Below are 13,919 nucleotides of genomic sequence, written 5' to 3'. Positions count from 1 at the left end.
AAAGGTGTGTTTAAATTGCAGATTAAACCGGAAGAATTAAAATATAACCAAGACGGGCTGATTCCAGCCATAGTTCAGGATGTCGAGACCAAAGAAGTGCTGATGCTGGCTTATATGAACAGCGAAGCTGTTGACAAAACGCTTGCCACCGGAGAAACCTGGTTCTGGAGCAGAAGCAGGCAAAAATTCTGGCACAAAGGCGAATCGTCAGGAAACGTACAGAGAGTTAAAGAAGTATTATATGATTGTGACCGGGACACGCTGCTGGTGCTTGTTGAACAAAAAGGAGCCGCCTGCCATGAGGGCTATTACAGTTGTTTTCATTATGCACTGGCACCGGACGGTAAAGTTAGGGTTATTGGCAAGCCTCTCTTTGATCCTGAAAAAGTCTACGGTAAAAGCTGATGCACTAGCCACCGCAAGGTGGCATTTTGCTGTGTATTATTTACAATGCGGAGGTTGTAATGGATTTATCTGTTCTAAACGAGGCGCAGAGAAAGGCGGTTACATACGGCGACGGCCCAATGCTGATTCTGGCCGGGGCCGGAAGCGGCAAAACCAGGGTGTTAACAACCAGAGTCGCCTACCTGCTGAAAGAAAAGGGCGTTGATCCCTTTCATATACTGGCCATAACCTTTACCAATAAGGCTGCCCGGGAAATGCGCGAGAGAATCAATATTATGGTCCCGGAAATGGCTCATGAACTGTGGATTTCAACTTTCCACTCCACTTGCCTGCGCATATTGAGGCGCCAGGCAGGATTTGCGGGCTACCGTGCCAATTTTGTAATTTATGACACTGATGATCAAAAAACACTGATTAAAGAATGCTTGAAAGAGCTAAATCTGGATGACAAAAAGTTTCCACCCCAGGCTATGTTGGCCGGGATCTCCCAGGCCAAAAACGTTTTATACGGGCCGGAGGAACTTGAGCAAAAATCACACGACTATTACAGCAAGATTGTTTGTAAAGTTTATCGTCTATACCAAAAGAAGCTGTTTCAAAATAACGGCCTGGATTTTGACGATTTAATCATGCAAACCGTCAGACTTTTTCAAAACAACCCGGCGGTACTGGATTATTACCAGGGGAAATTCCATTACATACTGGTAGATGAGTACCAGGACACTAATCATGCCCAATATGTACTGGTTAATTTGCTGGCGCAAAAAAGACGCAATCTTTGTGTGGTTGGGGATCCCGATCAGGGGATTTACGGTTGGCGCGGCGCGGATATCGGCAACATTATGAGCTTTGAAAAAGATTACCCCGACGCCGCAGTGTTCATGTTGGAGCAAAACTACCGGAGCACCGCCACAATATTGAATTCAGCCAACAGGGTGATCCAAAATAATAGAAATCGCAAGGATAAGAACCTTTGGACAGCCGGCCCGGAAGGTGATCCCATAGTTGTATTCTCGGCCAGGGACGAGCATGCCGAGGCAAATTATATCGTAGACCGGATAAATCACTGGAACACATATAAACAAAGGCAATACGGAGATATCGCCATTCTATACCGAACCCATGCCCAATCACGCGTGCTGGAGGAAAAACTACTGGCAGCAGGAATACCCTATACCATCATTGGCGGGTTAAGATTCTATGAGCGCAAGGAAATAAAGGATTTACTGGCATATTTGCGGCTGCTGGTTAACCCTGACGACAGGGTTAGCATCAGGCGCATCATTAATGAACCAAAGAGAGGTATAGGGCCTGCTTCTGTAGATAAAATTTTGGCCTTGGCTGACAATTTGGGGATCGCCCCCCTCCAGCTGCTGGAGGAAGGTATATCCATAGCCGGGTTAAGTGGGAAGGCCGCCAAATCCGCCCGTGAATTCGGGTATATGATGAAAGAGGTTAAGGAAAAGATCAATGACCTTACTGTAACAGGTGTTGTTAAAGAGGTTTTAGAAAGATCGGGTTATTTGGAAGCGCTGCAGAACGAGCGGACTATCGAGTCGCAAACCAGGCAGGAAAACATCAGCGAATTTTTCTCGGTGACCCGGGAATATGAAAAAAATACCGGAGGCGGCAGCCTGGCTGATTTTTTAGCGGACCTGGCACTGGTAACTGATTTGGATCAGCTGGAGGACGAAAACACCGACAGGGTAACGATGATGACCCTGCACAGCGCAAAGGGCCTGGAATTTCCCATCGTTTTCCTTGCCGGCTTGGAAGAAAGTATATTTCCCCATTCCCGTTCGCTGGAAGACAGGCATGAACTTGAGGAGGAAAGAAGGCTTTGCTATGTGGGCATTACCAGAGCCAAAGAAAACCTTTATCTTACTCATTGCTGGCAACGGACAATATATGGACATACTAAAATCAATGAGCCATCTCGCTTTCTAAGAGAGCTTCCGGAAGATAACATAAGCCATTTTGACCCGCTGGACCGGCTTAAAGCCAAGGTTATAAATCATGCGGCAAATAATTTTGCCAATAAAGTTGCAAATAATCAAGGCAGCGTAAACAATACGCTAGATTATGCTCCCGGCGAGCTGGTAACACACCGTAAATGGGGACAGGGTACGGTAATAGAAGTTAAGGGTAAGGGAGCTAGCGCAGAACTTAAAATTGATTTTCCAGGCCTGGGTATAAAAACATTACTGGCCCGGTTTGCCCCGTTGGAGCGGTAGAAAGGGGATAGTTATGGGCGGCGAATTAGAGGATATCCGCCGTAGGATAGAAGAACTTCGTAAGGAAATTGAAAAACATGATTACATGTATTATGTGCTTGACGCGCCGGTAATAACTGACGCCCGGTATGACCGGCTGATGCAGGAACTGCTGCAGTTGGAGCAGGAAAATCCTGCTCTTGTCACCCCTGATTCACCAACGCAGCGGGTGGGGGGGAAACCGCGTGAGGGTTTTATTACAGTAAAACACATCACGCCTTTGCTTAGTTTGGGCAATGCTTTTGGCGCTGCTGATTTAATGGATTTCGACAACCGGGTGAAAACTGCCCTGCGGGGCGAAAGTTACAGCTATGTAGTTGAATTGAAGATAGACGGTCTGGCTGTTGCATTGACCTATCAGCATGGTGTATTCGCCCGCGGTGCGACCCGTGGGGATGGTGAGAACGGTGAAGACATTACCGCCAACTTAAAAACAATCAGGAGCATACCGCTGCGCTTGCGCACCCCGGTGGAAATACTGGAAGTACGCGGCGAAGTGTATATGCCCAAGGAATCGTTTTTGAAATTGAACAGTCGCAGGGAAGAGAGGGGCGAGCCAACCTTTGCCAATCCCAGAAACGCAGCGGCAGGCTCACTGAGGCAGTTGAATCCGGGAGTTACTGCCGGAAGGAACTTAAATATTTTTGTTTACGGCGTTGGCGCTTTGCACATACCCGGGCAAAAACCGCCGGATACACATCATGAAGCACTTGAATTGCTGAAAGATTTGGGTTTTAGGGTTAATCCCCACTATCTGGTTTGCCGCGATATCGAAGAGGTGATCAGTTATTGTGCTATTTGGCGGGATAAAAAGTCGGAACTCCCTTATTCAATAGATGGTATGGTGATTAAAGTTAATTCGCTGGCTCAGCAGAACTTTCTGGGTGCAACCATGAAAAGCCCGCGCTGGGCCATTGCCTATAAATACCCGCCTGAACAGGCGGAAACTACAGTAAAAGATATTATGGTCAGCGTGGGCCGTACAGGGGTAATCACACCCACAGCCATACTGGAACCGGTTTTTATTGCCGGCTCAACTGTATCCAAAGCTACATTGCATAATGAAGATATGATCAGGGAAAAAGATGTGCGGATTGGCGACAGGGTGATTATCCATAAGGCCGGGGATGTGATACCCGAAGTTGTAGAAGTGCTGAAAAATAAGAGAAACGGATCGGAAATGCCTTTTGCTATGCCTTCCGCCTGCCCGGCTTGCGGCGCTGAAGTGGTGCGCCAGTCGGGAGAAGCCGCTCACAGGTGCACCGGCGCAGCCTGCCCGGCCCGGCTGCTGGAAGGGATGATCCATTTTGCCTCAAGGGGAGCCATGGACATTGCCGGTTTGGGGCCGGCGGTGATAACGCAGCTGGTTAATGCAGGGTTGGTCAGGGACGTTTCGGATATCTATAAAATTAATGCTGAGCAATTAAAGCAACTGGAGCGATTTGCTGATAAATCGGCCGATAACCTGGTTAACGCCATTGAAGCAAGTAAAAGCAACCCGCTGCACCGGTTGATCTATGCCCTTGGTATCAGGCATGTCGGTGAAAGGGCGGCCCGCATTCTGGCCGAACACTATAGCAACATTTATGAATTAATGGATGCAAAGTTCGAGGAATTAATCAATATCCCTGAGATTGGCTCCAAAATTGCCGAAAGCTTGGTTAACTTTATGCATGAAGAGCAGAACAGGAGGTTAATCGAGCGGCTGGCCCAAAGCGGAGTAAACGTGGTTGCGGAGAAAAAGGAAAGCACAGACCAAAGCGATTTCTCGGGGAAAACAGTGGTCCTCACCGGCACACTGTCAAGTTTAAACCGGGATGAGGCCAAAGAGATAATCGAAAGTAGAGGCGGAAAAGTAGCTTCTTCCGTAAGCAAAAAAACCGACTACGTGATTGTTGGCGAAAACCCGGGCAGCAAGTACGACAAAGCTGTAAAACTGGGGGTCAATATTATCGGTGAGCAGGAGTTCCTGGAACTGGCCCGCAAGTAGGGGCGGACGGCCCTGTCCGCCCCTACTTGCTACCTAAATTTGGCTCTGATATAATGATTTCAGTTTTTGGGTGAAAGGAAAGGTGCAATATGATCAGCCTCAAAGACGTGGAACATGTAGCTTTACTGGCCCGTCTGGAATTAAACGAAGAAGAAAAAGAAATATATACAAAACAGCTCAGTGATATTCTGGAACACGCGCGAAAATTACAAGACCTTGACACCACGGGCATCCAACCCACAGCACACGTATTACCGATAAAAAACGTATTCAGGGAAGATAAAGCCGGCGAACATTTGCCTGTGGAAAAAGTCCTGGCTAACGCGCCGGAAAAACAAGACCACTATTTTAAAGTACCCAAAATAGTATAATATTACAGGCTGGAGGTAGTCGTTTTGCAATTGCATTACCTTACCGCACACCAGTTACATGATATGCTGGTTAACGGGGAAATTAGCTCTGAAGAAATAACATTATCGGTATTTAACCGGATTGAGCAAGTAGACGAGAGAATTCGCGCTTTTATCACCTTGACTAAGGATCAGGCCCTGCAACAGGCTAAAAAAGTTGACCTGGCCCGGCTTGCCGGGGACAAGCTTCCACCCCTGGCCGGGATTCCCGTTGCCGTAAAAGATAACATTTGCACCAAGGGAGTTCGCACCACTTGCGCTTCCAAAATCTTATATCAATTCATCCCTCCCTATAATGCTACGGTTATTGAACGGTTAAACAGAGAGCAAATGGTTATTATAGGCAAGACTAACCTGGACGAGTTTGCCATGGGCTCATCCTGTGAAAACTCTGCTTTTTTCCCGACCAGCAACCCCTGGGATGAAAAAAGGGTGCCCGGCGGGTCCAGCGGTGGCTCTGCAGCGGCTGTGGCGTCCGGTGAAACTGTGCTGGCTTTGGGGTCCGATACCGGTGGATCCATCAGGCTGCCGGCTTCTTTCTGTGGCGTGGTTGGGATGAAACCCACCTACGGTGCGGTCTCTCGTTATGGTTTGGTGGCGTACGCATCATCTCTGGACCAAATCGGTCCTTTTGCCAGAGATGTTACGGACTGTGCACTACTGCTCAATACTATCTGTGGTCATGACCCCCTTGATTCCACATCGGCACCTTTTGACAAGACGGACTACAGAACGTTGCTTGATGGGGATATCAAGGGTATGAAAATTGGCGTTCCCAGGGAAATGATGGGTGAGGGGATCGATGCCGGGATAAGAGAAGTTATCGAAAGGGCCATTGATGTACTGTCGGGTTTGGGCGCCTATATTGAAGAGACCACCTTACCCCATACCGAGTATGCGCTGCCTGTTTATTATTTAATTGCGCCTGCCGAGGCCAGCTCGAACCTGGCCCGCTACGACGGCGTGGCTTATGGCTACAGGTCGGAAAAAGCCCGGGATGTGATAGATATGTATATGAAGTCTAGGAGTGAAGGTTTCGGTCCGGAAGTCAAACGCAGGATTATGCTTGGCACTTACGCCCTGTCGGCAGGGTATTACGATGCTTATTACAACAAGGCGCTTAAGGTTAGAACGCTGATTAAAAAAGATTTTGACCAGGCCTTTAAAAAATATGACCTGCTGTTGGGGCCGGTTGCCCCGTGCACTGCCTTTAAGCGCGGTGAAAAAATAGATGATCCGATGCAAATGTACCTGGTTGATGTATGTACTCTTTCTATTAACCTGGCCGGGATACCGGCGATTTCCGTCCCAGCCGGCCTGTCCGGTAATCTGCCCGTTGGATTGCATTTAATGGGTAAACCATTTGGAGAGGAAGATATCCTTCGCGTTGCCTACGCGTTTGAACAAAATACCGACCATCACCTCAAATTTCCATCACTATAATCCCTACGGGGACCACTGTACTGCGGCAGGGACACGGAGACAGGTACAGAGGGGACATGGAGAGGGGACATGGTGACAGGTACTGTGTCCTGTGTCCCGATTGTACCTGTCCCCATGTCCCTCGAACAAAACTCGGGAGGTGTGTAACTTGTCTCAATACGAAGCTGTTATCGGCCTGGAAGTTCACGTTGAATTAAAAACCAACACTAAAATATTTTGCAATTCCAGCACGGAATTCGGAGCCGAGCCCAATCACCATATCTGCCCGGTGTGCCTCGGTTTACCAGGTGTTTTACCGGTGGTCAATAAAAAGGTTGTCGAGTATGCCATCAAGGCAGGCCTGGCTTTAAACTGTAAAATTGCTTCATTTTCAAAGTTTGACCGAAAAAACTACTACTACCCGGATTTGCCGAAAAACTACCAGATTTCCCAGTATGACCTGCCCATCGCGGAACATGGATATTTAGATATTAACGTTGGAGGAAAAGAAAAAAGGATCGGGATTACCAGGGTTCATATGGAAGAGGATGCGGGTAAACTGATACACCAGGGGACAATTGCGACAACACCGTTCTCTTTGGTAGATTACAACCGCACCGGAGTTCCGTTGATTGAAATAGTTTCCGAGCCGGACATGCGCAGCGCGGAAGAAGCCATCGCCTACCTGGAAAAATTAAAAGCTATTATCCAGTATACCGGGGTAAGCGACTGCAAGATGCAGGAAGGATCGCTGCGCTGTGACGCCAATATTTCAGTGCGGCCTGCAGGGCAGCAGGAACTTGGCACCAAGACGGAATTGAAAAACATGAATTCTTTTAAGGCGCTGCATAAGGCTTTGGCTTATGAAATTGAAAGGCAGATTGAAGTGCTGGAAGACGGCGGCAAAATCACCCAGGAAACAAGGACCTGGGATGAAGCCAGGGGCGTAACCCTGACCATGCGCAGCAAGGAGGAAGCTCATGACTACAGGTATTTTCCGGATCCCGACTTGGTGCCGCTGGTTATTTCAGAAGAGTGGGTTAAAGAAATCCAATATGCAATTCCAGAATTGCCCGACCAGCGCAAAGAGCGTTTTGTGCGCGAACTGGGTCTTCCTGATTATGATGCGGAGGTGCTGACCTCAGCCAAGGAACTGGCCGATTTTTATGAGCAGTGCGTCAAAATATATAATAACCCCAAAGTTATAAGCAACTGGATCATGGGCGATATGCTAAAAATGATGAACGCCGGCGGCCTGGAAATAAAGGATGTGCGCGTGAAACCCGAGCAACTGGCCAAGCTGCTGCAGCTGATAGACAACGGTACTATCAGCGGTAAAATTGCCAAAAACGTCTTTGAAGAAATGTTTAATTCAGGTATGGACCCGGAAATCATTGTTAGGGAAAAAGGTTTGGTCCAAATTAGTGACGAAGGCCTGATTGAAAAAGTAGTGCGACAAGTTGTCGAAGCAAATCCCAAGTCCGTTGATGATTATAAAAATGGCAAGAAACAGGCTTTAGGATTTTTGGTCGGCCAGGTAATGAAATTAACCAAAGGAAAAGCCAATCCCGGCATGGTCAATAAAATGCTAAGCGACATGCTGGATAATTAAATTTTAAAGCTATCGTGCCGGAACATAAGTTTTTCTGTGTTCCGGTTAATTTTATGCACTTTTACGACTTTTACGTCAATCAGTGTATACAGCATTATATACGCAAACAGCTTTTCACTCTTGTCCAGATGTGATAGAATTAAGTTTAAGTTTTGATCTATTGTTTACATAAATATTCTTATATTAATAATATTATTAATTATCGATAAAGAAAGGCAGGAATATTTTATGCAATATGAAAGACTATCTGTAAAAGATATTTACATCGTGGATACAACGCTGCGTGATGGCGAGCAGACAGCCGGTGTTGTATTTGCGAACAGGGAAAAAGTAAGGATAGCCAGGTTCCTGGACGAAATGGGTGTCCACCAGATAGAAGCAGGGGTTCCGGTAATGGGTGGCGATGAAAAGGAAGCCATTAAAAAGATTTGCAACTCCGGCCTTAAAGCCAGCATAATGGGGTGGAACCGCCCTGTTATCAAGGATATTGAGCAATCCCTGGAATGCGGTGTGGACGCCGTAGCCATATCAATATCCACTTCGGATATCCACATTAAACATAAACTTAGAACAAGCCGGGAATGGGTACTTGAGCACATGATCAAGGCGGTTGAGTTTGCTAAAAAAGAGGGCATGTATATTTCTGTTAACGCAGAGGACGCCTCCCGGTCAGATCCGGACTTTTTGATTCAGTTTGCCAAAGCTGCTAAGGAAGCCGGAGCAAACCGCCTGCGTTATTGCGACACTGTCGGTATTCTCGATCCGTTTACAACCTATGAGAATATAAAGAGAATCAAAGATGGTGTTGATATAGATATTGAGATGCATACCCATAATGATTTCGGTATGGCTACAGCAAATGCCCTGGCCGGTGTAATGGCGGGGGCCAACTGGATTGGGGTAACGGTTATCGGTTTGGGTGAGCGCGCCGGTAACTCGGCCCTTGAAGAAGTTGTTATGGCTTTAAAACACATTTTTAAAATTGACCTTGGTTTTAAAACTGAGATTTTCAGAGAGGTGGCTGAATATGTATCACGCGCATCCGGGCGCGAATTACCCGCCTGGAAGGCCATTGTGGGTTCAAATATGTTTGCCCACGAGTCAGGCATCCACGCCGACGGAGCGTTAAAGAATCCTAAAACCTACGAGGCGTTTCTCCCGGAAGAGGTTGGCCTGGAGAGGCAAATTGTGGTGGGTAAACACTCCGGTACTGCGGCACTCAAGGCAAAATACGCAGAATACGGTATCCGCCTGACTGAACACCAGGCGGAGGAATTGCTGCCGAAAATCCGGTCTTATACCGTTTCAATGAAGCGGCCTCTATTTGATAAAGAGTTAATGTACATTTATGAAGATTATTATGGCGGCAGCAAAAGAGAATAATGGATAAAAAGTTATCACAGCTATTGGCTCAGGGAATAAACTGCCAAAGAATAGTTTTTAAAAGCACCCAATTAGGGTGCTTTTTTGCGCATAAAATACTGTCTTAATTAAGATAATACAAAAGTAAAGAAAATACTCGGAGGCGATACAATGGCTAACCCCACCAATTTTGGAACCGGAGATTATAAATTAAAGGCGATGCATGATGCCAGTTATCCCGGGGGTGTAGTGGTTGATCCCACCCCGATTACAACGGGTGAAGAAATAACCATATTATACGATGGACTGTTGGCTGCCAGCGGGGCAACCCAGGTGTTTTTGCATGTAGGCTATGGTAATGCCGGAGAATGGAGAGATGTTAAAACCCTGCGCATGTCCCGAACGGGCTGGGGTTGGGTAAAAACGCTGGAGATTCCGGATGAAGACAGGTTTAACTTCTGCTTTCACGATGGTTACGGCAACTGGGATAATAATTATGGTTTTAACTGGAGCTTTGAAATTCATAATGGCAGGCGCCACTAAAGCAGAATCTAAAAAACCTGCCGGTTTTACGGCAGGTTTTTTTGTTTGATTATCGTTCGGCAAGAACCATTAATAAATTAACTTGATATTACATAAAATATAAATGTTGTCATTTATTTTCCAAAGGAGGATGGTAATGCGAGTAGCAATGTTTTCGTGGGAATTTCCCCCCAAAAAAGTTGGCGGACTGGCCCAGCATGTCTATGACCTGACCAGGGATCTTGCCTGCCAGGGGATGGAAATACACCTTTTTACGCTGGGAGAGCCAGGGTTGCCGGAATACGAAAGAGTTAACGGAATTTTTGTATACAGGGTTATCCCATATAACGTCTCCTCCCCGGATTTCACCACCTGGGTGTCACAGCTTAACGTGGCCATGCTGGAAAAAGCTATTCCGGTATTTAGTGAAAACAATGATTTTCAGATCCTTCATGCCCATGACTGGCTTGTAGCTTACACGGTAAGAGCTTTAAAACATGCCTACCGCATCCCATTGATTGCTACTATTCATGCCACTGAGTACGGTAGGAATTACGGCCTGCATAATGACATTCAAAAGCATATTAGCGACGTGGAATGGTGGCTGTGCTACGAGTCATGGCGCGTTATCTGCTGCAGCCAATACATGAAAGGCGAATTAAAATATGTTTTTCAAATCCCCGATGACAAACTTGTGATTATTCCCAACGGTGTTGATACCGATAATTTTATTCAAAAAAATAACAATATCTCCCGCAACAATTATGCCGCACAAGATGAAAAAATAGTTTTTTTTGTTGGCAGGCTGGTAAGAGAAAAAGGAGTGCAAGTGCTCTTGGATGCAATTCCGATGATATTGGAACAGGTTCCCAATACTAAATTTATCATTGCCGGAAAAGGCCCTTATCAGGGTGAACTGCAAAGCCAGGCCTCCCGGCTGGGAATTTCCAATAAGATATTCTTTACGGGTTACATAGATGAATATACTCGTAATACCCTTTACAGCTGGTCGGATGTGGCGGTATTCCCCAGCCTGTATGAGCCGTTTGGCATAGTGGCCTTGGAAGCTATGGCGGCAAAGACGCCGGTGGTTGTATCAGACACTGGCGGCCTCAGCGAAATAGTTCAACATAGATACGACGGTTTAAAAGCTTATCCCGGCAATCCACGCTCGCTGGCCGATATGATCCTGCTGATCTTGAAAAATCCGCAACAAGCCCAGCAGTTGCAAAACAATGCTTATCAAAAAGTGAAACAAAAATTTAACTGGCAGGATATTGCTGCCAAAACCATTGAGGTTTATCAAACAGTTTGGGATGAACATTTAAGCACCAGGTGGAATTCCCGGCAGCGCGGTTTTATGGAACGTTTCTCCAGGGTTTTGGGTAAATATTCTTAAATCAAGGAGGGGATAGCGTTTGAAGGCTATTATTATGGCGGGTGGTGAAGGGTCCCGGTTAAGACCTTTGACCTGCGGTTTGCCTAAACCGATGGTTCCAATATTGAACCGGCCAATTATGACCTATATTGTTGATTTGCTTAATACCCATGGTTTTAGCGATATCGGGGTAACCTTGCAATACATGCCGGAGGAAATTCGTAATTATTTTGGCAACGGAAGCGATTTTAATACCAATATGCAGTATTTTATAGAGGAAACCCCATTGGGTACGGCTGGAAGCGTTAAAAACGCGGAAAAATTTTTAGACAGCCCGTTTATTGTTATCAGTGGTGACGCCTTAACGGATTTTGACTTGACCAAGGCGGTGTCTTTTCATAGAGAAAAAGGTTCTGTTGCCACCCTGGTACTAACCAGGGTAAGCTGCCCCCTGGAATATGGTGTTGTGATTACCGGACGGGATGGCAGTATTGCGCAGTTTCTGGAAAAACCAAGCTGGGGCGAGGTTTTTAGCGACACCGTAAACACCGGCATTTACATTTTGGAACCGGAGGTATTGGATTATATTCCACCAAACACGAAATTTGATTTTAGCAAAGATTTATTTCCGCTGCTGTTGGAAATGGGGAAACCGATGTACGGCGTGGTATTATCCGGCTATTGGTGTGATATCGGTGATTTAAGACAGTATGTGCAAGCACATTATGATTTCCTGTCAGGTTCAATAAATTTAAAAATACACGCGGAAGAGCAACTGCCCGGCGTTTACGTTGGGCGCGGGGTAAAAATAGATGCTACCGCACAAATAAACGGGCCTGCTTTTATCGGCGAAGCGGTTAATATTGGTAAAAACGTACGGATCGATCAATTTACATCCATTGGACCGGGCACTATAATCCAAGAAGGCTCATCGATTAAAAGAAGTGTGCTTTGGAACAATAATTTTATCGCCCCCGGGGTCAGCTTGCGGGGTTGTGTGCTGGGCAGCAGGGTGCAAGTGCAGGCCGGCAGTAATGTCTATGAAGGGGCGGTCATTGGCAGCGACTCGGTAATCCGGGAAAGGTGCGTTATTAACCCCGATGTTAAATTATGGCCGTATAAAGTGGTTGAAACCGGATCAACTGTGCGGGAAAGCATGATTTGGGGTAATCGCGTGTCCAGGCGAATTTTTGGTATAGAGGGCATAACAGGCATGTTTAATGTTGAAGTTACGCCTGAATTTGCCGCCAGGGTAGCGGCGGCCTTTGCTTCCACACTTGGTGAGGGAGCCAGGATATGCGTTAGCAGTGATCTATATACTCCTTCCAAGATGATCAGGGATGCTATAACCTGTGGATTAATGTCTGCGGGAGTTGATGTGTTAAGCATAAGTGAAGGGGTTACTCCCATGCACCGCTTTGCTACCCGCAAGTATGGCTGTGATGGTGGCATACATGTTCGCATATCACCAAGAAGGCAGGAGCGGATTAACATATTATTTACCAATAGTCAGGGTGGGAATATACCCCGCAGCCAGGAACGAAAAATTGAAAACCTGCTGGCCAGGGAAGATTTTAAGCGGGCAGATTTTTCAACAATACGTGAATCAAAATTAATTTCTGATGTACCAAAAGAATATATTAGATCACTTTTGCGGAAAGTGGATATTCATTCAATCCGAAAAGCAGGCCTGAGTATAGCGGCTATTTATGACCGGACTAATTCCGGCAGGTTTATAGAGCCGCTATGTAATGAATTAAATGTCGCCCTGGAACAAATGGAAGTAGAACAACCAATGCAATTTCCGTTGAACTGGAGTAATTACAGGTCGCTGGCAGAAAAAGTTGCGGCAATAGTTACTGAAAAAGGGCATTCTATGGGTTTGATTATCGACTCAGGCGGAGATAGCATGGTTTTAATAGATAACCTGGGGCGGGTTATTCAGGAGGACCTCTTGGTGGCACTTTCGGCCTTAATGGTGATGCGTTCAAGGGGCGGGTCGGTTGTGGTTCCTGTAACTGCGCCCCGTGCCATCGACATTCTTGCCAGTAAATACGATGTTCGGGTAGTTAGAACTAAAACAGCAGTTCAAGATTTTTATGACAAGTTGCTCCAAGAGGATAAACAGTCCCTTATTGATTCAGAAGGTCACATCACCCAATCTATGATTCATTTTGATGCACTTGCCGCAATAATTAACATTGTCGAATACCTGGCGCGGGAGAAGGTTACCCTCTCCGAAACAGTGGATGAGATCCCGTCATTTTTTATGGAAAAGAAAGAAACAGGCGTGCCCTGGGAAGCTAAAGGCACTGTGATTCGCAGTTTAATCGAGGAAATGCCCGAAGAGAAAATGGAGTTGCAGGACGGGGTAAAAGTTTACCACCAGAATGGGTGGGCACTGGTGCTGCCGGACCCTGAAGAACCGGTTTGCCGTATCTTTAGTGAAGGCAGCACGATGGAGATAGCTGAATCCCTGGCAGACTTTTATATTGATAAAATACAAAAGATAATCAATCCAGCAAGCAAAACAGGTTAATAGGAA

At 46.4% G+C, this 13,919-nt stretch carries 10 protein-coding genes; all 10 read left to right on the top strand.

Annotated elements, in window-relative coordinates; translation table 11 throughout:
- Positions 1–15 precede the first annotated feature (15 nt).
- The 10 genes from hisI (at position 16) to H569_RS0100145 (ending at position 13,913) form a co-directional block, all read left to right on the top strand.
- Positions 16–405: a phosphoribosyl-AMP cyclohydrolase gene (gene hisI / locus H569_RS0100190; RefSeq protein ID WP_027363282.1), complete on the top strand. Its 390-nt coding sequence runs from the start codon at positions 16–18 to the stop codon at positions 403–405.
- Between the two features lie 59 nt (positions 406–464).
- Positions 465–2,639 carry a DNA helicase PcrA gene (pcrA, locus tag H569_RS0100185; protein ID WP_027363281.1) on the top strand — a complete coding sequence of 725 codons (2,175 nt, stop codon included), beginning with the start codon at positions 465–467 and terminating at the stop codon, positions 2,637–2,639.
- Between the two features lie 13 nt (positions 2,640–2,652).
- Positions 2,653–4,668 (top strand): NAD-dependent DNA ligase LigA, encoded by a 2,016-nt coding sequence (ligA, locus tag H569_RS0100180; RefSeq protein ID WP_027363280.1) that lies wholly within the window; start codon positions 2,653–2,655, stop codon positions 4,666–4,668.
- Positions 4,669–4,757: 89 nt separating this feature from the next.
- Positions 4,758–5,039: an Asp-tRNA(Asn)/Glu-tRNA(Gln) amidotransferase subunit GatC gene (gene gatC / locus H569_RS0100175; protein ID WP_027363279.1), complete on the top strand. Its 282-nt coding sequence runs from the start codon at positions 4,758–4,760 to the stop codon at positions 5,037–5,039.
- 24 nt (positions 5,040–5,063) lie between these two features.
- Entirely contained in the window at positions 5,064–6,521 is a 1,458-nt protein-coding gene (gatA, locus tag H569_RS0100170; RefSeq protein WP_027363278.1) for an Asp-tRNA(Asn)/Glu-tRNA(Gln) amidotransferase subunit GatA, read from the top strand.
- 148 nt (positions 6,522–6,669) lie between these two features.
- On the top strand, positions 6,670–8,112 hold the full coding sequence (gene gatB, locus H569_RS0100165; RefSeq protein ID WP_027363277.1) for an Asp-tRNA(Asn)/Glu-tRNA(Gln) amidotransferase subunit GatB: 1,443 nt from the start codon (positions 6,670–6,672) through the stop codon (positions 8,110–8,112).
- Positions 8,113–8,340: 228 nt separating this feature from the next.
- A complete protein-coding gene (nifV, locus tag H569_RS0100160; RefSeq protein ID WP_027363276.1) occupies positions 8,341–9,495 on the top strand; it encodes a homocitrate synthase in 1,155 nt (384 codons plus the stop codon).
- Positions 9,496–9,645: 150 nt separating this feature from the next.
- A complete protein-coding gene (locus H569_RS0100155) occupies positions 9,646–10,017 on the top strand; it encodes a carbohydrate-binding protein (protein ID WP_027363275.1) in 372 nt (123 codons plus the stop codon).
- Positions 10,018–10,153: 136 nt separating this feature from the next.
- Entirely contained in the window at positions 10,154–11,395 is a 1,242-nt protein-coding gene (locus H569_RS0100150; protein WP_034629028.1) for a glycosyltransferase family 4 protein, read from the top strand.
- 19 nt (positions 11,396–11,414) lie between these two features.
- Positions 11,415–13,913, top strand: a complete 2,499-nt coding sequence (locus tag H569_RS0100145) for a sugar phosphate nucleotidyltransferase (protein WP_027363273.1) — start codon at positions 11,415–11,417, stop codon at positions 13,911–13,913.
- The last annotated feature ends 6 nt before the right edge of the window (positions 13,914–13,919 follow it).

The organism is Desulfotruncus alcoholivorax DSM 16058, assembly GCF_000430885.1.
Taxonomy (GTDB): Bacteria; Bacillota; Desulfotomaculia; order Desulfotomaculales; family Desulfallaceae; genus Desulfotruncus; species Desulfotruncus alcoholivorax.
Note: the sequence above shows the minus strand (reverse complement) of the source record. Positions and strands in the feature narration are given on the sequence as shown.

What these genes read in the sequence shown, in the direction of transcription:
- H569_RS0100155 (WP_027363275.1), top strand. Translation starts at nt 9,646, where the DNA reads ATGGCTAACCCCACCAATTTTGGAACCGGAGATTATAAATTAAAGGCG.
- nifV (WP_027363276.1), top strand. Translation starts at nt 8,341, where the DNA reads ATGCAATATGAAAGACTATCTGTAAAAGATATTTACATCGTGGATACA.
- H569_RS0100150 (WP_034629028.1), top strand. Translation starts at nt 10,154, where the DNA reads ATGCGAGTAGCAATGTTTTCGTGGGAATTTCCCCCCAAAAAAGTTGGC.
- pcrA (WP_027363281.1), top strand. Translation starts at nt 465, where the DNA reads ATGGATTTATCTGTTCTAAACGAGGCGCAGAGAAAGGCGGTTACATAC.
- gatC (WP_027363279.1), top strand. Translation starts at nt 4,758, where the DNA reads ATGATCAGCCTCAAAGACGTGGAACATGTAGCTTTACTGGCCCGTCTG.
- ligA (WP_027363280.1), top strand. Translation starts at nt 2,653, where the DNA reads ATGGGCGGCGAATTAGAGGATATCCGCCGTAGGATAGAAGAACTTCGT.